The following is a 19,881-nucleotide window of genomic DNA, read 5'->3' on the forward strand; positions in this document are numbered from 1 at the left end:
GACCCCGGCCTCCGGGATCCGCACCCCTAGGGGCGCTCCCCCGCCCGGTCGACCACGGCCCGCGCCATGACCGACGTGCCGCCCATCGACGTGCCGTGCTGGTCGTACATCCGCTCCCCGAGGAACGCGTACGTCTTCTCGTCGAAGATCAGCTGGACCCGCACCTTGCCGCTGGTGCGGGTGATCGCGACGCCCTTCCTGCCGGTCAGGTCCTCGACGTGGTGGACCACGTCGACGCCCGGGATCGTCGCGGCTGCCCGGTAGAGCGCGGCGCTCACCTCCGGCGGCATGAGGGACTCCTTGATCAGGTCGCCGAAGAGCGTGAAGGCCGCGTCGTCGCGGTCCGGGCGTTCGGCCTCGACCTCGCGGGCGCTGACCCGGTACAGCCAGTCGTGCATCGCCCCGGTGCCGGTCGGCAGCTCGGCCAGGTCCCGGTAGTAGGCCGACCACTCGCCGGCCCTCTTGTCCTTCTTGCCGAGCGAGACGTGCTCGTTGTCCGGCGTGTCCTCCTCCAGCAGGCCGTTGCGGGTGCCGTCCACCGACAGCCAGACCTCCCGGTCGTGGACGGGTTCCAGCTTCGCGGGGCCGTTGTTCTCGGAGACGGTGAACGCGACCCGGCTCCTGATGTAGACGAACTGGTCGTCGCGGATGCCGGCCGGCGTCTTCTCGTGCTCGGCGGCCAGCGCGATGTGGCCGAGGAGGGCTGTGGCCTCCCGGGACGCGTGCGGCTGCGACGCGCTGCCGAACGGTACGGCCACGGTGACGGCGACCGCGGCGACGGCCGCCACGGCCGCGCCGGCCAGCGCGGGCCGCAGCCACCTGCGGGAGCGTTGCGGCTCTTCCCGTCGGATCTCGGTCATCAGATGCTCCTTGAGGAGTCGGTGACGGGCCGGCGGAAGGTCCTGCTCGGACATCGGGTTCATCGGTTTCCCTCCCTCAGGGGCCCGACCGCGTCGGTGCGGTCACCTCTCATCTGTCCGGGGATACGCGGGGGTTCCAGATGTTTCGCGAGTTTTGCGCGGGCGCGGGAGAGGCGGGAGCGGACCGTGCCCACGGGCACGCCGAGCGCTTCGGCCGCCGCCGCGTAGTCCAGGCCCGACCACACGCACAACGCCAGGACCTCGCGTTCGGGCCGCCGCAGCCCGGTCAGCGCGGCGCGTACCAGGGCCAGTTGGGCCGCGTCGTCCAGGCGCCCCGCGACCTCGTCGGCGAAGTCCCGTACCGGCTCCTCGCGGGGCAGCCGGGACAGGGCGGCCGCGTGCCTGCGGGCGGCCCGGCGCTGGTTGCGCACGACGTTGGTGGCGATGCCCAGCAGCCAGGGGCGCGGTGAGCCGCCGTCCTCGTCGAGGGCCGTGCGCAGCCGCCACGCCTCCAGGAACGTCAGCGAGACGATCTCCTCGGCGATGGTCCAGTCGCCGGTCAGGCGGTAGGCGTGGTTGTAGACCGAGCGCGCGTAGGCGTCGAAGAGGGCGGCGAAGGCGTCGTGGTCCCCGGCGCGGATGCGTCTTCGCAGATGTGTGTCCACGTCCTTCTCCCTGTCGTACGGCGAAGGCCGGTTCCCGTGAGCTGGATCACTCACGGGAACCGGCCTCGGCCGGACGGGGTCAGACGCCGGCGTAGGAGTGCTTGCCGGTGACGAAGATGTTGACGCCGTAGTAGTTGAAGAGCCAGCAGCCGAAGGCGATCATCGCCAGGTAGGCGGCCTTGCGGCCCTTCCAGCCGGCGGTGGCGCGGGCGTGCAGGTAGCAGGCGTAGGCGACCCAGGTGATGAAGGACCAGGTCTCCTTGGGGTCCCAGTTCCAGTAGCGGCCCCAGGCGCTGCCGGCCCAGATCGCGCCCGCGATGATCGTGAAGGTCCACAGCGGGAAGACGGCCGCGTTGACGCGGTAGGCGAACTTGTCGAGGGAGGCCGAGGCCGGCAGGCGCTCCAGGACCGAGGTGGCGAAGCTGCCGGGCTTGCCGTCGTTCTCCAGCTTGCTCTCGTAGGCGTCCTTGAAGAGGTACAGGATCGTGGCGACCGCGCCGACGTAGAAGACCGCGCCGCAGAAGATCGCCGTCGAGACGTGGATGTACAGCCAGTACGAGTGCAGGGCCGGGACCAGCGGCTCGCTCGCCGTGTAGAGGACGGTGACCGCGAGGCCGAGGTCGAGCAGGACCGTGGTGATCAGGAAGAGGCCGAGCCAGCGGACGTTCTTCTTCAGGGCGAGGAGCGTCAGGTAGACGGCGACCGCGACCGTGGAGAACGTGATGTTGAACTCGTACATGTTGCCCCACGGCGCCCGCTGCACGGAGGCCGCGCGGGTGACCACGCCCGCCAGCTCCACGAGGAAGGCGAGGACCGTGAGGGAGATCGCGATCCGGCCGTAGAGGTCGCCCTGCTCGTCGCCGCCGTGCGCGCCGGGCCCGTCCGGTACGTCCCGGGAGCCGGCCGCGGACCGCACGACCACCTGCGGGCGCTCCAGCACGGTGGTGCCGCCGGCCTTCTTGACCGTCACGGCCGGCGTCTTCTTCGCCTCCGCCGTGGTGGTGAGCGCGTTGGCGGTGCGCGCCACCCGGCTGCGGCTGCCGAGCAGCCACTCGAAGATGTAGGCGAAGAACGCCAGCGTGTAGACGGCCATCGAGGAGTAGACGAGCGTGTTGCTCATGCTCGCCAGATGCTCGTTGGTCGCGGCGAGGGTGGTTGCGTCGAGCGCGGTTGCGGCGGCGGAAGTCATCGCTTCTCAGCCCCTTCGGCAGGTACGACTTCGGGGTCGGGGGATTCTGCGGGGTCGTCGTCGGTGGTGTCGTCGGGGTCGGGGGCGCCCGGCGCCTGGTCGTAGAGGATTCCGGCGAGGTCGCCGAGTTCCTCGGGCACCTTCGCGGACTCGCTGCGGCCCAGCCCGCCCATCTCGACCACCGTCACGCCGTCGGCACCCCGCACCGCGCGCACCCACACGCGGCGGCGCTGGATGAACAGCGAGGCGGCCAGGCCGAAGATCGCGGCGAGCGCGCCGCCCAGCGCCCAGCCGCTGCCGGGCTCCTGGACGATCTCGAAGCCGGCCCATTCCTTGACGTCCTTCTCGAACGTCACGGACCCGGCGCCGTTCGGCAGCTGCATGGTCTGACCGGGCTTCAGGTTGTCCCGGAACTGCGCCCCCTTGGAGTCCTTGAACTCCTTCATGTGGGTCTTGTCGAGCTGGTACACGCTCTGCGGGATACCCGAGTCGACGCCCAGGTCACCGTGGTACGGCGTCAGGTTCAGCACCGGGTTGTCGAGCGCCGGGAAGCTGGAGAGCACCGAGGACCCGCCGGCGTAGGTCGGCAGGAAGAACAGCGAGATGCCGAGCTGCTCGCTGAGGCCCTTGGCGTTCTGGTAGCCGTCCATCACCTTCACCACGCCCTGGGAGGTGACGTTGCTGTCGAGCGGGAGCAGCGGGACGGCGTCGCGGTAGACGACCTTGCCCTTGCTGTCGCGGACGGTGATGACGGGCGCGTAGCCGTGGCTGACGAGGTAGACCTTGGCGTCGTCGATGTGCAGCGGCTCGTTCACCTTGATGGTGGTCCGCTTCGACTTGCCGTAGGCCCCTACGCTGTAGTCGACGTCCGCGGCGAAGGAGACCGCCGTGCCCTTGCTGGGGCCGCTGGTCTGGTAGGTGGCGTGGAAGTTCTTCAGGTCGAAGCTGAACGGCACCAGGTCGTCGGTGCTGAACATGGAGCCGGACTTGAAGTCGTCGTACTGGAGGATCGAGTTGGCGAACCCGTCGCCCTCGACGACCAGCTTGGTGCCGTCCGACTTGTACATCTGGCCGGAGGCGAAGGCGATCAGCAGCACGATCAGCGCGACGTGGAAGACCAGGTTGCCGAACTCACGGACGTAACCCTTCTCGGCGGCGACCGCGTCCCCGGCGAGGTGTGCGCGGAAGCGCCGCTTCTTCAGCAGCTTCAGCGCCGCCTCGCGGACCTCCTCGGGCTCGGCCGCGGTCCGCCAGGTCGTGTACGCGGGGAGCCGGTCCAGGCGCTTCGGGGCGCCCGGCGGGCGGCCGCGCAGCTGGCCCACGAACTGCCAGGCGCGCGGGATGATGCAGCCGACGAGCGAGACGAACAGCAGGATGTAGATCGCCGAGAACCACACCGAGCTGTAGACGTGGAACAGGCCGAGCTTGTCGTAGACCGGCGCGAGGGTCTTGTGGGCCTTCCGGAAGTCGGCGACCTTGTTGATGTCGGCGCCGGACTGCGGGATCAGCGAGCCGGGGATCGCGCCCAGCGACAGCAGCAGGAGCAGCAGCAGCGCGACCCGCATCGAGGTGAGCTGCCGCCAGAACCAGCGGGCCCAGCCGACGACCCCGAGCCCGGGGGCGGCCGGCGGCTCGGCGGGGGCGGTGGAGAGCTGGGAGCCCGCCGCGCCGAGGTCCGGCTCGGTGTTCTCGGTGTGCTCGGTTTCGGTCTTGCTCATCGATCAGATCCCCACAGTGAAGCCGGCGGACCAGGACTGCATGTCCTGCACGAGACGGTCCCAGGCGCCCGTCAGCAGCAGCAGACCGGTCACGATCATCATCGTGCCGCCGATGCGCATGACCCAGACGTAGTGGCGCTTGACCCAGCCGAAGGCGCCGAGGGCTTTGCGGAAGGCGATCGCGGTGAGCACGAAGGGCACACCGAGACCCAGACAGTAGGCGACGGTCAGTATGGCACCGCGGCCCGCGCTTCCCTGCTGGGAGGAGAGGCTCAGCACGGCGGCGAGCGTCGGGCCGATGCACGGGGTCCAGCCGATCCCGAAGAGCGCGCCGAGCAGGGGCGCCCCGACCAGACCTGCCACCGGCCGCTTGTGGAAGCGGAACTCGCGCTGGGTGAACCAGGGCATGAGGCCCATGAAGAACAGGCCCATTGCGATCATCAGGACGCCGAGAACCTTGTTGAGAGTGCCTGACTCTTCCTGGAGGTCCTGGCCGAAGTAGCCGAACAGGGCCCCGCTCGACACGAACACGACGGTGAAGCCGAGCACGAAGAGCGCGGCGCCGGTGGCCATCCGGCCCCGCCGGGCCTCCGCGAGATCGGTGCCGGCGACGCCCGTGACGTACGAGAGGTAGCCGGGGACCAGCGGCAGCACGCAGGGCGAGAAGAAGGAGACGAGTCCGCCGAGCAGCGCGATCGGCAGGGCGACCAGCAGGGCGCCGTTGAGGACGGTCGTGTTCGGTCCGTCGGTCGCGGCGGCGACCGTGAGGAGTGCGCTCACGTCACTTCTCCGCGACGACCGGCTTGATCATCTTCAGCAGGGTCTCCTCGCTGAGCGCCGCCAGCGAGCGCGCCGCGATCTTCCCCTGCCGGTCGAGTACCAGGGTGGAGGGGATGGCCTGCGGGTTGAGCGTGCCCTTCTTGAAGCGGAGCATCAGCTTGCCCGTCGGGTCGTACAGACTCGGGTAGTCGATGCCGTTCTGCTTCTCGAAGGCGACCGCGGAACCGGTGCTGGTGTCGCGGGTGTTGATGCCGACGAACTGGACGCCCTTGCTCGCGTACTCCTTGGCGACGGAGGCGAAGTTGGGCGCCTCGGCCCGGCAGGGGCTGCACCAGGAGCCCCAGACGTTGATGACGACGACCTTGCCCTTGTAGCTCGCGACGTCCAGGGTGCTGCCGTCGATGGTCTTGCCGGACAGGTCGGGGGCCGCCGCGCGGTGGCCCTCCGCAACCGTGTCGATGCCGTCCTTGCCGGTGACGAAGTTGGTGTTGCCACCTCCGCCGGACGTGCCGCCGTTGCCGCACGCGGACAGGGTCAGGGCTGCCGCGGCGGCCATGGCGCCGAGCAGGACGGCGCGGCTACGGGTACTCATGTGAAAAGTTTCGCATGCCCGTTCTGAGGATCTTGCGCACCCCCCTGGGTTCGGGATTCGCCCCTTTTCAGGCCGTCGCGCCCTGCTTGAGGAAGCCCTTCCAGCCGGCCGCGGGCCGCTGCCCCACGTCCAGCGTGCGCAGCTTCGCCAGCACCTCCGGCTTCTGGACGTCCATCCAGTCCACGAACTGCCGGAAGGAGACCAGCCGGACGTCGGCGCCCTTCTCCTTCTCCCGGGCGATGTGCTTGAAGGCCTCCTCGACGGAGTCCATGTAGATGCCGCCGTTCCACTGCTCGAAGTGGTTGCCTATGAAGAACGGCGCCCGGTTCGTCGTGTATGCACGCTCGAATCCGGCTATGTACGACTGTGCGGACTGCTTTCGCCAGCCCGGGTAGTTGTAGGCGGGGGCCTTGGTCGAGTTGACCGACTGGTTGGCGAGCATGTTGTAGTCCATGGAGAGGACCTCGAAGGAACGGCCCGGGAACGGTATCTGCTGCAGCGGCAGGTCCCAGATGCCCAGCTTCTTCTCCGGCCAGACCTGGCGGCCGCCGGGCGAGGAGGCGTCGTAGCGCCAGCCGAGCTCGCGGGCGGTGGGCAGCAGGTTGTTCTGGCCGAGCAGGCAGGGGGTACGGCCGCCGACCAGCTCCTTGTCGTAGTCGAAGGGGAGCGAGGGCAGGTCGGTCCAGCCGGAGTTGGTCCGCCACTCCTTCACGAACGCCTTGGCCTGGTCAATCTCGCTGCGCCACTGCTTGGGCGTCCAGTTGCCGACGGTGCCGTGGCCGCCGCAGAAGTGGCCGTTGAAGTGGGTGCCGATCTCGTGCCCTTCGAGCCAGGCCCGGTGGACGTTGGCGAGCGTCGCCTTGATGTGCTCGTCGGTGAGGTAGCCGATGTCTGAGGCGCCGCGGGGGTTGTTCGGCGGGTCGTAGAGCCGCTTCTTCGACTCGGGGAGCAGGTACAGCCCCGAGAGGAAGAAGGTCATGGACGCGCCGTGCTCCTTGGCCAGGTCCAGGAAGCGCGGGAAGAGGCCGGTGCCGACCTCGCCGGCGCCGTCCCAGGAGAAGATCACGAACTGCGGCGGGGTCTGGCCGGGTTCGAGCGGCTCGGGGGCGGCGGGCTGGTGGGGCTGCTTGCCGGTGCGGGAGGTGGAGCCGTCGCCGAGGGGGTGGGCGGTGGGCTTGGGCTTTTGGGAGGGGGTCCCGCTGGAACCGCCGGCATGGGTCGTCCCGTCCGACGATGTGTGAGTGGTCCCGCAGCCGGCGAGGCCCAGTCCGGCCGCGGCACCCGCGCTGACGCCGAGCATTCCCCTTCGGGTGAAGGTCCGCATGGTTCCCCGATTCGTCACGTCCTCTGGTGGTCACCCACTCAGAGGGCGGGACGAACAGGGAGGTTCCAGGAGGAACCATATATTTTAAGACTAATCTCATGAAGCCGGTCTGAGCAGCCCGGAGTTCACGCTCCGAAGGCCTTGTCCTTCCCCTTCACCGGCTTGGCGCCGGCGCGGAGGTGGGCCGGGACGAGGTCGATGGCGGGCTCGGAATAGCCGACGGAAACGATCCTGTCACCCTCGTATGTGAAAGTCGTCAGGGAGGCAAGGGTGCACTGCCGCTTGCGCGGGTCGTGCCAGAGCCGGCGGTTCTCGACGTACGACCGCAGGATCCAGATCGGCAGCTGATGGCTGACCAGCACGGCCTCGTGCCCGCGGGCCCGGTCCCGGGCCGTGTCCAGGGCGCCCTTCATCCGCACGACCTGGTCGACGTACGGCTCGCCCCAGGACGGCCGGAACGGGTTGACGAGGTACTTCCAGTTGGCGGGCTTCTTCAGCGCCCCGTCGCCGACGCCGAACGTCTTGCCCTGGAAGATGTTCTCGGCCTCGATGAGCCGCTCGTCGGTGGCGAGGTCGAGCCCGTGCGCCTTGGCGATCGGGGTCGCGGTCTCCTGCGCGCGCTCCAGCGGGGAGGCACCGACATGGACGACGTCCCGGCCGGCGAGGTGCTCGGCGACCCGGTCGGCCATCTGCCGCCCGAGCTCGGAGAGGTGGTAGCCGGGAAGTCTCCCGTACAGCACCCCGTCCGGGTTGGCCACCTCCCCGTGCCGCATCACATGCACGACGGTGATGTCCTGCCGCCCGCTCGTCTCACTCTGCTCGCTCATGCTGCCGTGGCCTCCGCGGCCGCTCGGGCCGCCGCCGGAAGGGCGTCGGCGATCTTCTGGATGGCCCGCTCGTCGTGGGCCGTGGAGACGAACCAGGACTCGAAGGACGACGGCGGCAGGTAGACGCCGTCGGAGAGGAGGGAGTGGAAGAAGGCGGTGAACCGGAAGGACTCCTGGCCCCGCGCGTCCTCGTAGTTGCGCACCGGGCGGTTGGTGAAGAAGACGGAGAACATGTTGGAGGCGGCCTGCACCTGGTGCGCGACACCCTCCTTGTGCAGCGCCTCACCGACCAGCCCCCGGATCTGCTCCGACACGGCGTCGACCTTGTCGTACGCCGCGTCGTCGAGCAGCCGCAGCTGGGCGAGCCCGGCGGCGGTGGCGACGGGGTTCCCGGAGAGGGTGCCGGCCTGGTAGACGGGCCCGGCCGGGGCGAGGTGCGCCATGACGTCCGCGCGCCCGCCGAAGGCGGCGGCCGGGAAGCCGCCCCCCATCACCTTCCCGAAGGTCATCAGGTCGGGCACGACGCCGTCGATCCCGAACCACCCCGCCCGGCTGGTCCGGAACCCGGTCATGACCTCGTCGGAGATGTACAGGGCGCCGTTCTCGCGGCAGGCGTTCTTCAGCCCCTGGTTGAACCCGGGCGCGGGCGGCACCACGCCCATGTTCCCCGGCGAGGCCTCGGTGATCACGCAGGCGATCTCCCCCGGGTGCCGGTGGAAGGCCTCCTGCACCGCCTCCAGGTCGTTGTACGGCAGCACGATCGTGTCGGAGGCCTGCGCGCCGGTGACGCCGGGGGTGTCGGGCAGCGCGAAGGTGGCGACGCCGGACCCGGCGGCGGCCAGCAGGCTGTCGACGTGACCGTGGTAACACCCGGCGAACTTGATCACCTTGGTGCGGCGGGTGAACCCGCGGGCGAGCCGGATGGCGGACATGGTCGCCTCCGTCCCGCTGCTGACCAGCCGGACCTGCTCCAGCGGCTCGATCCGGGCGACCATCTCCTCCGCGAGGGCGACCTCGCCCTCGCCAGGGGTACCGAACGAGGTACCGCGGGAGACGGCCTCCTGGACGGCGGCGATGACCTCGGGGTGCGAGTGCCCGAGGATCATGGGCCCCCACGAGCACACGAGATCGACGTACTCGCGCCCGTCGGCGTCCGTCAGGTAGGCCCCCTTGCCGGAGACCATGAACCGGGGGGTGCCGCCGACGGCGCGGAAGGCGCGCACCGGGGAGTTCACGCCGCCGGGCGTGACGGCGGAGGCGCGGTCGAAGAGCGCCTGTGAGACGGGCGCGTCGTAGGGATAGGGCGTTTCGCTCTGGGCACTCATGACGTGCGGCTTCTCCGACTTCTCGGACTCCGGATGCTGGGTGACCTCCTCAGGGTAGGCCGAGGACGGCGGTCTCCTCGCAGCGGAGGACGGCGGTCCCCGCACAGCGCCCGGGGCATCTGCGAGACTGTGACCCGATACACCCAGCTCATCCGGTACGCAGGCGGCCGGAGGCTGTAAAGATCCTGCGGACTGATGTTTCGACGCACGTTTCGGCGGGCGGCCGTGGGGGAGGTCACTGACACGATGATCGGGTTGCGCGGCGGGGGCCACGCGTCCTAGAAAAGCAGTCGGGTGGAGATATGCATCGCGGTGGCGGACTGGGCGAGGGGACCGATGACCTGGGTCCTCGACGCGCCCAACGGGGAAGGCACCGGCGCGACGCGGAGGAATCGGCCGAAGCAGCACGTCAGGAACAGGGCGTACCGAGTGAGTCGGAGCGGCGCGACCGACGTATCGATCAGCGGGACCGCGATCGCGGGGATCGGGACCAGCGGAGCGAGCGGCGGATCGACCGTCTGCAGACCGGGAGCAGGAATGGTGGTCGGGTGGGGGTGACGTACAAATACTTCGGCGCACCGGACGGCGCGACCGCGGCCCGGGTCCCGATCTCGATGCGCCCCGAGGAACTCGGCGGCGACGAGCTCGGCATGAACGGCATGTTCACGAAGATCAAGCCGGAGACCATGGCCGCGATGGTGCTGACGGGCATCGAAGGCGTGCCTCTGCACAAGGTGCCGCCGCTGGAGCTGGTGGTGCTGCACCCCGACTACGCGGTGGTCAAGCTCCCCATGACGGTGGTCGACCCCCTGCGGGGCATAGGCGAGGAAGCGGTCGGCGCGGCCGCCTTCATCTGGTCGACGGTCCCGGACCGGGGCGGCCCGAGGGACGCGTTCAACGTGTACCAGCTGCTGCACGAGTGGCAGGACTTCTCACACCGGCTGCACGAGGCCGGGCATCAGCCGTACTGCCTGGTGTGGCCCTGAGCAGGGGTTTCTCGGTGGATTCGGGCGAGGTCCTCGGGCCTCGCCCTTTTTGGTGCCGGGGGGCTGTCGAGTGCAGAGATCAGGTTCGGCGGCGGAGACACAAGGAGTCCTGGGCCGCTGGACGACACCGGCCGAAGCCGACGGCGGGATTCGAACCCGCGTCACCCGCTGGGAAGGCGAAGTATCCGCAGCCTGCGCACCTGCACGAGGAGGACGGTAGCCCGACCGGCCGACGCCGGGCATCCGGTTTTGGGCCACCACCGCGGGGGCGGCCCGGCAGGTGACGGTGCGCCGGGTCGCAGATCGGGCCGCGCCGGCCTGCGCGACCACCTGCCGGCCGCCCTCTCCCCGGACACGGGCACGGTTCAGTCGGTGGCGGGGCTCGTGGGGATGGCTGCGACTGCCGCCGCGGTCATCTGCCGTGCGGTGGTCACGAGGCTGGTGATCGCGTCGTCGGGGGTCAGGCCGCAGAGGTCGATCAGGGCGAACAGTGACTCGGCGCTGATCACGAGGGCGAGACCGCGGATCAGCTGTTCCACGTCCGCGCGCTGCGCGGAGCCGCACCTGTCGGTCCACGGGGCAAGAGCGTGCTCGATGAGTCCGAAGCGGCGGACGGGACGGTCCTTGGACATCGAGGGTTTCGCGATGGTCGAGGCGACGACCACCCGGACGGCACCCTGCCTGCGCAGCACCGCCCGGCCGAGGATCTCCGCGGCCTGACCGATCCGTTCGACCGGGTCGTCGCCGCGCGTCGCCGATCGCAGGACCGCGACCAGATCCTCCGTCATCACGGCGGCACGCAGGAGCGAGAGGAGGTCGGGGAAGTAGCGATAGGCGGTCGCTTCGGAGACCCGCGCCTCGGCCGCGACGCCCGGCATCGTGATCTCCGCCCCGGTGTCGGCGAGTTCACGGGCGGCCGCGACGATCGCCGACCTGGTGCGTTCCATCTGACTGCTGAGCCCGCTCGGGCGACTGTGCTCGGCCATGATCATCCCTTCCTGCCGACCGAAAGCATATCCGCCGAGGCCATCACTTTGAGAGTGGACTATTTTTTTGAGAGTCGACTTGCATAGACGTTCGGATCGATCATAAGGTCCTGGCGTTGGCAACTCCACACCCATCAGGGAGACTTCATGGCCGAGGTGTCGATCACCGGTCCCGGCGAGGGCGAGCTCATCGTCAACGGCCCGTCGACGATCCGGATCCTTGAGGACGGCAGCAACACGAACCACCGTCTGGGGATGGGTGAGATCACCATCCCCCCGCACACCGACGGCCCTCCGCAGCACCGCCATGCACAGCACGACGAGGGCTTCTACATACTTTCGGGCAGTGTCCGGTTCACCGTCGGGCAGGACGACTACGACGCCGGAGCCGGTACGTGGGTCATGGTCCCGCCGGGCGCACCGCACACCTTCGCCAACGTGACCGACGACACGGCGGTCATGCTCAACACCTTCACTCCGGACCTGTACGTGCAGTACTTCCGTGACCTCAAGGCCATGGTCGAGTCCGGGCAGCCGTTGTCACGCGACGCCGTCGCAGAGGTCTGGACGAAGTACGGCACCGAACCGTCGACCGAGTACGCCTCGTGAACGTTCTCCTCGGGGCCAACGCTGTCGCCGCAGTCGCCGGCATCGCTTTCGCACTGGTGGGAGGTGTACGCCCGGCGGCGCTGAGTGAGAGCGGTACGCCGACCGCCGGTGAACGCTTCTACGGCTGGATGTACGCGACCAGGGGAGTGCCACTGGGGGCGGCGGCCCTCGTCGCACCGCTCGCGTGGTCGGGTCCCGCCGTCTCACTCGTCCTCTGCGCGGCCGCCGCGGCCCAGGTGGGCGACGCCGTCATCGGAGTCGCCACCCGGAAAGGGACGATGATCGCGGGTGCCTCACTCCTGACCGCGATCCACATCGCCACGGCTGTCGCCACCGCGTGAGCACGGCTCACTCCCGACAGGAGGCCGGGCAAGTCCCGCAACCGGCACGGTTGATCGTGCTGCCGGACCCAGCCCAGTCCCCTGCCCCGGGCCCGTGCAGGGGGTGGGGGCGGGGCGGGCCGGTGGTCGCCACCGGCGCGGTGTTCGGCGTCACCGCGACCATCGGCCCGTTGCCCGGCGGTGTGTTCACCGACCGACTGTCGTGGAAGCCGACCGGGTGAACTGACAGAACTCGACCCGGCGGAACCCGAACTCGACGATCGAGTGGGGGGCGCCCTCCGCTCTGCCGCCCGTCGCGTCGTGGCCGAAGACCCCAAGGGATCGCGACCACTCGAATCCGTAATCGTCCGCCAAGGGAGACAAGCGCATGCCCACCACCCTCGAACGTGTCGTACACGCCAGCGTCCTGCTCGATTTCGACGGCGCGAAGATCCTTACCGACCCCTGGTTCTCCGAGCGGGTGCTGTACCGCCAGGGCGAGCCACGCAGCATCCTCACCGCAGCCGACCTGCCGCGACTGGACGGCATCCTCATCAGCCACGCCCATTACGACCATTGCGACCTGGGAGCGTTGGCCCTTTACCCGGACAAGGACGTGCCCATCGTGGTCAACCGGGGCACCGGGAAGAAGGTCCGGGCGAAGGGGTGGCGCAATGTCACCGAGCTCGATCCCTGGCAGTCCACCCGCCTCGGCCCGGTACGCGTCACCGCCGCGCCGGCCGGCCACGGCGTGCCTGAGGTCACCTACCTGTTGGAGGCTGACGGCACGACGGTCTTCTTCGGCGCCGACACCCGCCGCATACCCGAGCTCAACGAGATCGCCCAGCGCTTCCCCGACATCGACCTGGCCCTGATGCCGATCAACGGGCTCTCCTCCCGTCCGCAGGGCAACCGCCAAGAGGTCATGGACGCGGCTCAGGCCGCAGAACTCACCGCCCTGTTGCGCCCCAGGCTGGCGGTCCCGATCCACTACGCCTACACCTCCGGCGCGATCGGCGACCGGATCCTCGTGAAGCTCGACCGCAACCACCCCGAGCACTACAAAGACGCTGCCGGCGATCTGGCTCCTGACACCGACGTGCACATCCTGCCCACCGGACAGGTACTCACGCTGTGACCCGTACCCAGTCAGCACCGATCACCCTCCGGCGACCGGTGGTTCGGTAATCGCCGGTCGGCCCACTACTCGTTCCGCCCGCTACTCGTACCGGTACTTCAGCGAGTCCGCCTCCGCCTGCTCGATGTCGGCGATCGTCAGTTCCGGCATCCGCAGCTGGGCCAGTGTCACCTCGGCCGAGGTCGGCTGGGCGTCCGCCGGCAGCCACTGGTCCGGCTTCCAGGCGCCGCTGCGCAGAAGGGACTTGGGGCAGTGCGGGTAGACCTCCTCGATGCCCACCACCAGCGCACTGGCCGGCGGCTTGCCCACGGCGGTCAGCTGTGACAGCAGGTCGGGGCGGGTGGACACGCAGGCCCGGCCGTTGACCCTGAGCGTCGTGGTGCGCCCCGGGATGACGAACAGCAGCCCGGCCCGTCCGGTGGCGATGACGTTCTGGAGGGTGTCCAGGCGCTTGTTGCCGGTCGCGTCCGGTATCGCCACCGTGCGTGCGTCCAGGACGGCGACGAACCCGGCGGGGCCGCCGCGCGGGGAGACGTCGCAGTTGCCCTCGGCGTCCGCGCTGGCGACCAGGACCAGCGCCGAGCATCCGATCAACCGCCGGGTCTCCTCGGTGAGTTCGGTCATCTGCTTACGTACGGCCGCTGCGCCGGGAAGGGCGTAGGCCCGGCGCAGCTCCTCCTGGTCGGACACGGCGTCGAGGCGGAGCGAGTCGAAGGCACTGCCGGCAAGCGATGTCGTCATGCCCCCGACAGTAGTGGGGGTGACCTACGAGTGCTCACCACGACGGCGTGAACCCGGCACCCCAGCACCCCGGCACCCCGGCACCCCGGCACCCCGGCACCCCGGCACCCCGGCACCCCGGCCGAACGCCGACGGCCTTCGGCCGGGTGCGCGGGGGTTCAGCGGATGCGGGCGACGCCCGCGTAGATGCCGGCGTCCGGTTCCTCGGCCGGGGCGGGGGCGGAGCCGAGCCACTGCGTCGACGTGACCAGGCCGGGGGAGACCAGGTCCAGGCCGTCGAAGAAGCGCTCCACCTCCGGGCGGGTGCGGAAGGCGAGCTCGATGCCGCCCTTGGCGTACTCGGCGACGACCTGTGCGGCGAGCTCCGGGTACACGTCGGACGCGGCGTGCGAGAGGATCAGGTAGCTGCCCGAGGGCAGGGTGTCGACCAGGGCCCGGACGATGCCGTGGGCGCCCTGCTCGTCGCTGATGAAGTGCATCAGGGCGATGAGGGAGAGGGCGACCGGGCGGTCGAAGTCCAGGACGTGCCGGGCGTGCCGGACGATCGCCTCCGGGTCGCGGACATCGGCCTGGATGTAGTCGGTGGCTCCCTCGGGGCGGCTGACCAGCAGCGCCTCGGCGTGCCGCAGGACGATCGGGTCGTTGTCGGTGTAGACGACCTTGGCCGACGGCACGACGTTCTGGACTATCTGGTGGAGGTTCGGCTCGGTGGGGATGCCGGTGCCGATGTCCAGGAACTGGTCGACGCCCTCCCGGGCGAGCCACGCGGCGGCCCGGTTCATGAACTGGCGGTTCTGCCGGGCGGCGTCCCTCGCCTCGGGCGGCAGCTTCTCACCCACCGCCTCGTCGACCGGGTAGTTGTCCTTGCCGCCGAGCAGCCAGTCGTAGACCCGCGCGGGGTGTGCCCTGCTGGTGTCTATCGGCAGGGACGGCTGTGGGTTGGTCGTCATGGCAACTCCATCGCGCCGGGGGAGACGGTGAGGGACCGAGGTCGTGGTGATCGTACTCGGGTGTCTCATCTGCCCTGTGCATGGGGCGACTTGGCCGCGGCACGGCGGCTGGGCCGGTCAGAGGTCCAGCAGTTCCTCGTGGAAGCCGCCGAACTTCCCTTCCGGGGCGAGGAGATGGATCTCCAGGATCCAGTGGCAGGTGCGGCCCGTCTTGTCGGTGCGGCGCAGCGGGGTGTCGTTGCCGGGCGTGATGTACGACTCGACGTCGGCGCCGTCGATCGTCTCGTGCGGGAACTCGCCGACCAGGTGCCCGGCGTGCCAGCCGCCCAGCTCCCAGCCGGCCTCCGCCGCGAGGCGGGCCACCTCGGCGTACAGCCGCGCGCCGGTGATCTCCGGGTCGGCCTCGAAGAACCGCCGGCCGGCCGTGAACACCCGGGGGAGGTCGGCGCGCAGCCGGTGCTTGACCGGGTCGTCGCCGAGAACGAAGGTACGGCCGAAGTCGGCCTCGTACTCCTCGAAGACCGGCCCGAAGTCGGCGAAGACGATGTCGTCCGCGGCGATCACCCGGTCCGGCGGGTTCTCCCGGTACGGCAGCACGGTGTTCGGCCCGGAGCGCACGATCCGCTTGTGCCAGTGCCGGGTCGTGCCGAACAGCTCGTTCGCCAGGTCCCGGATCCGGTCGCTGACCGCCCGCTCCCCCTCGCCGGGCGCGACGAGCCCGCGCTCCTCGATCTCCGCGAACAGCCGTACGGCCTTGTCCTGGGCTTCGAGCAGGCGCGCCGCGCGCGTGGGTTCGTCATCCGCCATGGGCCGAACCCAATCAGCTCCGGTCGTCCCGGGCAACGGGGTTCCGCAGGGCCCTGGCCGGCCGCGGGCTCTCCTCGACGGCGTGCGGGATGTCGGTGACCGGGAAGAGCGTGTGCCGTACGGTCCGCTCGGCGTCGACGACCAGGATCAGACGCTTGTGCCGCCGCCGGCCGACGCCACGGAAGACCGGCAGCCGCAGCGCGAGGCCGTACGGCCGGGACCAACCGGCCGGAGGCGAACCGGCGAAGCCACGCCGCCCAGGCCACCCGGCCCATGTCAGGCCGTCGGTGTCGGCGGAGTGCTCCGGAGCGGCAGCAGGCTGACGGTCGTCGCGGCCGGACCGTCCCGGTCTCCGCCGCCGTCCCCGTACCCGCCGTCCCCGTACCCGCCGTTCACGTACCCGCCGTTCACGTCCCGTCTGTTCCCGTACCCGTCGCGCTCCTCGCTGTCCCGGCCCGCATCCAGGCTCACGCCGCCCCAGCCCCCGCCCCCGCCCCCGTCCAGGCTCGGGTCGTGTGCCGTCTCGATGTCGGCCCACCAGTCGGCGCCGTCCTCCAGGTAGCGCAGCAGGATGCCCTCGCGCAGGGCCCAGGGGCAGATCGCGAGCGTCTTCACGCCGCTCAGTTTCATCGCGGTGTGCCCGACGACCGCTCCCGCGAGGCTCTGCCGGGCCCGGGGCGCGGAGATGCCGGGCAGGCCGGCGCGCCCGGTCGCCGGCAGGGCGGCCAGCCGGTCGATCGCGCGGCGCAGGTCGCCCCGCCGCAGGATCCGCTCGGCGAACGGTCCGTTCCGGCCCGGGGCCGCGCCGCACAGCCGGGCCAGTTGCTGGAAGGTGCGGGAGGTGGCGACGACGGTGTGCGGGTGCTCCCAGCGGATACGGGCGGTGGCGTCGCGCAGCTGATGGCGGGCCCGGCGGCGCAGGGCACGCAGTTCGTCCGCCGTCGGCGGCCCGTCGTGGCCGAGGAACTCGTCGGTCAGCCGGCCCGCCCCGAGCGGCAGGGCGACCGCGAACTCCGGCATCCGGCCGCGCCCGAAGGCCACTTCGAAGGAGCCGCCCCCGATGTCGAAGACGGCCAGCGGCCCGGCCCGCCAGCCCATCCAGCGCCGGACACCGAGAAAGGTGAGCTCGGCCTCCACCTCGCCGGGCAGCACGCACAGCCGTACCCCGGCGTGCCGGGCCACGGCCTGCAGAACGGCCGCGCGGTCGGGCGCGTTGCGTACGACGGCGGTGGCGAACGCCAGCGGTTCCGGGGCGCCCCACCGGCGGGCGACCTCGACGGCCCTGCGGAGCGCCTCGACCAGCTGCTCGGTGGCCTCTTCCCCGAAGTGCCCGTCGGCTCCGACCTGTTCGGACAGGCGGAGCTTCCACTTGGCGGTGTGCACCGGCAGCGGCACCCCGCCCGTCGCGTCGGTCACCACCAGCCGGACCGTGTTCGACCCCGCGTCCACCAGGCCAAATCTCATGGGCCTCACGTACCCAGCGCAGCCGAGGTGATGCGGCACGTGCGCGGAGGTGTGCGTTCAAGGTGGGTACCTGTGCGCACAGGGGTATGCGCAGCCGTGTACGCGGCACGGCAGCCTCGCGGCACGGCAGGCACGCGCCGCGCCCGCCCCTGGGCACTCCGGTCCCGGCCTGACGGGCATGTCGCGCCCGAACGGCTAACTTGTGGAGTCGACCGCCAGGACGAACCCTGGCAATCCACCCTTTTCCCACCCTGTTAGGCGGCCCGTCATGAGCCTGAGCATCCGCAACCAGATCCCCGGCACCGTCACCGCCGTCACGCCGGGCGAGGTGATGGCGACCGTGAAGGTCCGGCTCGACGGCGGCCAGGAGCTGACCGCCGCGATCACCCTGGAGGCGGTGCGGGAGCTGGGGCTCGCCGAGGGTTCGGCCGTACGCGCGATGGTCAAGTCCACCGAGGTCGCGCTCGCCACCGGCCGCGTGTCCGGCGTGTCCATCCGCAACCAGCTGCCCGGCACCGTCAGCGACGTGGCCACCGGCGGGGCGATGGCCACGGTCAAGGTCGCCGTGGACGGTGGCCAGGACCTCACCGCGGCGATCACCAGGGACGCGGTCGGCGATCTCGGCCTGACGGCCGGTGCGCCGGTCGTGGCGCTGATCAAGGCGACCGAGGTGTCCCTCGCGACCGCCTGAGCCCCGCGGGCGCCCGGTCACTTCTCGCCGTGCTGGCGGCGGATCCGCGCGGCGACCTCGTTCTCCTCCGTCTCCCACCAGGGGCGGACCCGTTCGGCGGCAGCGGGGGCAGAGGAGGCAGCGGAGGCGGGTGAGGCGGGGGCAGCAGCCGTGACGGCCGTAGGGGCGGGGGCCGCCGCGGGGACCACAGCGAGCTGCTCGTCCAGGTGGCGGTCGAGGGCCGCCGTCTGGACGCGTTCCGCCCGCGCCCACTGGAACAGGAGCGCCAGCAGGAACGGCAGGGCGACCAGCTCGGCGATGCTCAGCATCGCGCCGCCGCCGATCTGCTGGTCCTGCCGGACGTCGGGGGCCCAGGACGGGTGGTGGTGCAGGTACCACGCGCCGGCGATCAGCGTGCCGTGCGTCATCACGACGACCCCGGGGACCGCGTCGATCACACCGTCCAGGAAGACCAGGGCCGCCCGCACCGGATGGGTGCACCAGGCCGGCAGGGTCTCCTCGCGGGTCAGCACCGGCACGACGAAGAGGCAGCCCGCGACCAGCAGGTGCAGGTACATCAGCTCGTGCAGCCAGCCCACCCGCAGCGCGGTGGCGAAGTAGGGGGTGAAGTAGACCGTCAGTTCGGTGGCGAGGACCAGGGCCGTGCTGACCAGGGGGAAGGCCAGGAGGCGGACCACGCGTCCGGTCATCGCGCGGCGGACCCGCGCCGCCGCCCCCGCCGGCAGCGCCTCCACCGCCAGCCGCAGCGGGTCGCCGAGCGCCAGGCCGAGCGGGGCCAGGAGGTCGAGCAGGATGTTCTGCACGGCCGCGGGCCAGAACAGCACATGGTCGTAGACGGCCAGGCCCGACATCGTCGCGACGACCAGGGCGCCCAGGCCCAGCACCGCGAAGGCCGCGGACCGGGCGGGCGACCAGGTCCCGCCCCCGGCGCGCACGCGCCGCACGCCCCAGCCGTACAGCCCGCCCAGGGCCACGACCAGCAGCAGTGCCGGTACGTCCAGCTGCCACGAGGTCAGCAGCCGGCCCACGGTCAGCTCGGCCATCCGACTCACCCTCCTTCTTCTTCGGTCGGGGACGAAACGGGTCAGGTCAGTCCACTGCGCGACGCTATACCCGGTCCGCCCCGCCGCCGCATCGGGGCTCGTGCAGAATCGGCGCGATCGCCGGGTGGTGATCGGCACGGTTCTCGGGTGGGGGATGCATGTTCGGAAAGCGGCTCGTGGTGAGCGGGGCCATCGCGGTTCTGATCGGCGCGCTCGGCGCGTGCTCCGGGGGCGGGGGCGGGGGTGGGACAGGGACCGGCTCCGGCACCGCCGGCACCGTCTCCGGCACCGCCTCCGCCCGGGAGGACACCGTCCACGGGCTGAAGGACACCGTCCGGCACGTCACCGCGAAGACCACCCGGGCCACCCGCCCCCGCCTGGTCGAGAAGTGCTCCACCGCCACGCACCGGGTGCGGCACACCTCCAGCAGCGGCACCGGCAGCAGGCGGAAGACCCGGACCTGGTACACGACCGAGCGCTACCGGTCCTGCACCAAGGTCCACAGCGGCACCGAGAGCTACCGGAAGACGGTGCGCACCGAGAAGTGGTGCGTGGAGCTGGACGACGTGAACGGCGACCGGCGGCGCGACGACGTCTGGTACCAGGTCAGCCGTTCGGTCTACGGCGACGCCGTGGCCGCGGCCGACCGCGCCCGGCTGGAGTTCGCGGCGTACCGCGAGGGCTGCTGAGCCGCCCGTCACCGGCGCCCCACGGACCCGCGTCACAGTTCTGTGCCGGGTCGACGGTGTTCCTTGATCACCCGCGTCCGGCCGTGCCTAGAGTGATCAACGCGGCCCGCGGAGCCCGACCACCTCCGCCGCCGCACAGGGGAGACGGGGACCACGGGGGGGGCTTCACCGACATGA

20 protein-coding genes and 1 pseudogene are annotated in these 19,881 nt (G+C 70.8%); 6 read left to right on the top strand and 15 right to left on the bottom strand.

What is annotated here, in order from left to right; translation table 11 throughout:
- Nucleotides 1-26: 26 nt before the first annotated feature.
- The 9 genes from ACIQVL_RS15250 to hemL all read right to left on the bottom strand — a co-directional run bounded on the left by ACIQVL_RS15250 (nucleotide 27) and on the right by hemL (nucleotide 9,280).
- Nucleotides 27-923 (bottom strand): CU044_5270 family protein, encoded by an 897-nt coding sequence (locus ACIQVL_RS15250; protein ID WP_403475496.1) that lies wholly within the window; start codon nucleotides 921-923, stop codon nucleotides 27-29.
- Complete coding sequence (locus ACIQVL_RS15255; RefSeq protein WP_403475497.1) at nucleotides 920-1,525, bottom strand: RNA polymerase sigma factor; 606 nt, start codon at nucleotides 1,523-1,525, stop codon at nucleotides 920-922. The genes ACIQVL_RS15250 and ACIQVL_RS15255 overlap by 4 nt, the downstream gene beginning before the upstream one ends.
- A gap of 79 nt (nucleotides 1,526-1,604) precedes the next feature.
- Nucleotides 1,605-2,714: a c-type cytochrome biogenesis protein CcsB gene (gene ccsB, locus ACIQVL_RS15260; protein WP_403475498.1), complete on the bottom strand. Its 1,110-nt coding sequence runs from the start codon at nucleotides 2,712-2,714 to the stop codon at nucleotides 1,605-1,607.
- Nucleotides 2,711-4,432, bottom strand: coding sequence for a cytochrome c biogenesis protein ResB (locus ACIQVL_RS15265; RefSeq protein ID WP_403433605.1), 1,722 nt, complete (start codon nucleotides 4,430-4,432; stop codon nucleotides 2,711-2,713). The genes ccsB and ACIQVL_RS15265 overlap by 4 nt, the downstream gene beginning before the upstream one ends.
- Nucleotides 4,433-4,435: 3 nt before the next feature.
- The gene (locus ACIQVL_RS15270) at nucleotides 4,436-5,212 is read right to left on the bottom strand and encodes a cytochrome c biogenesis CcdA family protein (RefSeq protein ID WP_403433602.1); all 777 of its coding nucleotides are present in this window, start codon (nucleotides 5,210-5,212) and stop codon (nucleotides 4,436-4,438) included.
- 1 nt (nucleotide 5,213) lies between these two features.
- The gene (locus ACIQVL_RS15275; protein ID WP_403433600.1) at nucleotides 5,214-5,804 is read right to left on the bottom strand and encodes a TlpA family protein disulfide reductase; all 591 of its coding nucleotides are present in this window, start codon (nucleotides 5,802-5,804) and stop codon (nucleotides 5,214-5,216) included.
- A 67-nt stretch (nucleotides 5,805-5,871) separates the two neighbouring features.
- Nucleotides 5,872-7,128 carry a hypothetical protein gene (locus tag ACIQVL_RS15280; RefSeq protein WP_403475499.1) on the bottom strand — a complete coding sequence of 419 codons (1,257 nt, stop codon included), beginning with the start codon at nucleotides 7,126-7,128 and terminating at the stop codon, nucleotides 5,872-5,874.
- Nucleotides 7,129-7,253: 125 nt separating this feature from the next.
- Nucleotides 7,254-7,955, bottom strand: coding sequence for a histidine phosphatase family protein (locus ACIQVL_RS15285; RefSeq protein WP_403475500.1), 702 nt, complete (start codon nucleotides 7,953-7,955; stop codon nucleotides 7,254-7,256).
- Nucleotides 7,952-9,280, bottom strand: coding sequence for a glutamate-1-semialdehyde 2,1-aminomutase (gene hemL / locus ACIQVL_RS15290; protein WP_403433591.1), 1,329 nt, complete (start codon nucleotides 9,278-9,280; stop codon nucleotides 7,952-7,954). The genes ACIQVL_RS15285 and hemL overlap by 4 nt, the downstream gene beginning before the upstream one ends.
- Nucleotides 9,281-9,582: 302 nt before the next feature.
- Here hemL and ACIQVL_RS15295 point away from each other — a divergent pair, with 302 nt between their 5' ends.
- Nucleotides 9,583-10,266, top strand: a complete 684-nt coding sequence (locus ACIQVL_RS15295) for a hypothetical protein (RefSeq protein WP_403433589.1) — start codon at nucleotides 9,583-9,585, stop codon at nucleotides 10,264-10,266.
- Between the two features lie 365 nt (nucleotides 10,267-10,631).
- On the opposite strand, the gene ACIQVL_RS15300 is transcribed toward ACIQVL_RS15295, so the two are convergent.
- Nucleotides 10,632-11,252, bottom strand: a complete 621-nt coding sequence (locus ACIQVL_RS15300; protein ID WP_403433586.1) for a TetR/AcrR family transcriptional regulator — start codon at nucleotides 11,250-11,252, stop codon at nucleotides 10,632-10,634.
- Between the two features lie 147 nt (nucleotides 11,253-11,399).
- Between ACIQVL_RS15300 and ACIQVL_RS15305 the strand changes: the two genes are divergently transcribed.
- The 3 genes from ACIQVL_RS15305 to ACIQVL_RS15315 all read left to right on the top strand — a co-directional run bounded on the left by ACIQVL_RS15305 (nucleotide 11,400) and on the right by ACIQVL_RS15315 (nucleotide 13,319).
- A complete protein-coding gene (locus ACIQVL_RS15305) occupies nucleotides 11,400-11,861 on the top strand; it encodes a cupin domain-containing protein (protein WP_403433583.1) in 462 nt (153 codons plus the stop codon).
- The gene (locus tag ACIQVL_RS15310; RefSeq protein ID WP_403433580.1) at nucleotides 11,858-12,202 is read left to right on the top strand and encodes a hypothetical protein; all 345 of its coding nucleotides are present in this window, start codon (nucleotides 11,858-11,860) and stop codon (nucleotides 12,200-12,202) included. Before ACIQVL_RS15305 ends, ACIQVL_RS15310 begins: the two co-directional genes overlap by 4 nt.
- A 367-nt stretch (nucleotides 12,203-12,569) precedes the next feature.
- Nucleotides 12,570-13,319, top strand: a complete 750-nt coding sequence (locus tag ACIQVL_RS15315) for an MBL fold metallo-hydrolase (protein ID WP_403475501.1) — start codon at nucleotides 12,570-12,572, stop codon at nucleotides 13,317-13,319.
- An 81-nt stretch (nucleotides 13,320-13,400) separates the two neighbouring features.
- Here the strand turns inward: ACIQVL_RS15315 and ACIQVL_RS15320 are convergent, their stop codons facing one another.
- From ACIQVL_RS15320 to ACIQVL_RS15335, 4 genes and pseudogenes are all read right to left on the bottom strand, one after another.
- On the bottom strand, nucleotides 13,401-14,060 hold the full coding sequence (locus ACIQVL_RS15320) for an MSMEG_1061 family FMN-dependent PPOX-type flavoprotein (RefSeq protein ID WP_403433575.1): 660 nt from the start codon (nucleotides 14,058-14,060) through the stop codon (nucleotides 13,401-13,403).
- Between the two features lie 158 nt (nucleotides 14,061-14,218).
- Complete coding sequence (locus ACIQVL_RS15325) at nucleotides 14,219-15,010, bottom strand: SAM-dependent methyltransferase (RefSeq protein ID WP_403433573.1); 792 nt, start codon at nucleotides 15,008-15,010, stop codon at nucleotides 14,219-14,221.
- A gap of 117 nt (nucleotides 15,011-15,127) precedes the next feature.
- Entirely contained in the window at nucleotides 15,128-15,817 is a 690-nt protein-coding gene (locus ACIQVL_RS15330) for a M24 family metallopeptidase (RefSeq protein WP_403475502.1), read from the bottom strand.
- A 525-nt stretch (nucleotides 15,818-16,342) separates the two neighbouring features.
- Nucleotides 16,343-17,281 (bottom strand): annotated as a pseudogene (locus tag ACIQVL_RS15335) (Ppx/GppA family phosphatase); the annotation flags it as partial.
- A 268-nt stretch (nucleotides 17,282-17,549) separates the two neighbouring features.
- Between ACIQVL_RS15335 and ACIQVL_RS15340 the strand changes: the two are divergent.
- Nucleotides 17,550-17,972: a molybdopterin-binding protein gene (locus ACIQVL_RS15340; protein WP_403433569.1), complete on the top strand. Its 423-nt coding sequence runs from the start codon at nucleotides 17,550-17,552 to the stop codon at nucleotides 17,970-17,972.
- Nucleotides 17,973-17,989: 17 nt separating this feature from the next.
- On the opposite strand, the gene ACIQVL_RS15345 is transcribed toward ACIQVL_RS15340, so the two are convergent.
- Entirely contained in the window at nucleotides 17,990-19,015 is a 1,026-nt protein-coding gene (locus ACIQVL_RS15345) for a cytochrome c oxidase assembly protein (RefSeq protein ID WP_403475503.1), read from the bottom strand.
- A gap of 158 nt (nucleotides 19,016-19,173) precedes the next feature.
- On the opposite strand from ACIQVL_RS15345, the gene ACIQVL_RS15350 reads away from it, so the two are divergent.
- On the top strand, nucleotides 19,174-19,704 hold the full coding sequence (locus tag ACIQVL_RS15350) for a hypothetical protein (protein ID WP_403433564.1): 531 nt from the start codon (nucleotides 19,174-19,176) through the stop codon (nucleotides 19,702-19,704).
- Nucleotides 19,705-19,881: the final 177 nt, after the last annotated feature.

The organism is Streptomyces sp. NPDC090499 (assembly GCF_044769305.1).
Taxonomy (GTDB): domain Bacteria; phylum Actinomycetota; class Actinomycetes; order Streptomycetales; family Streptomycetaceae; genus Streptomyces.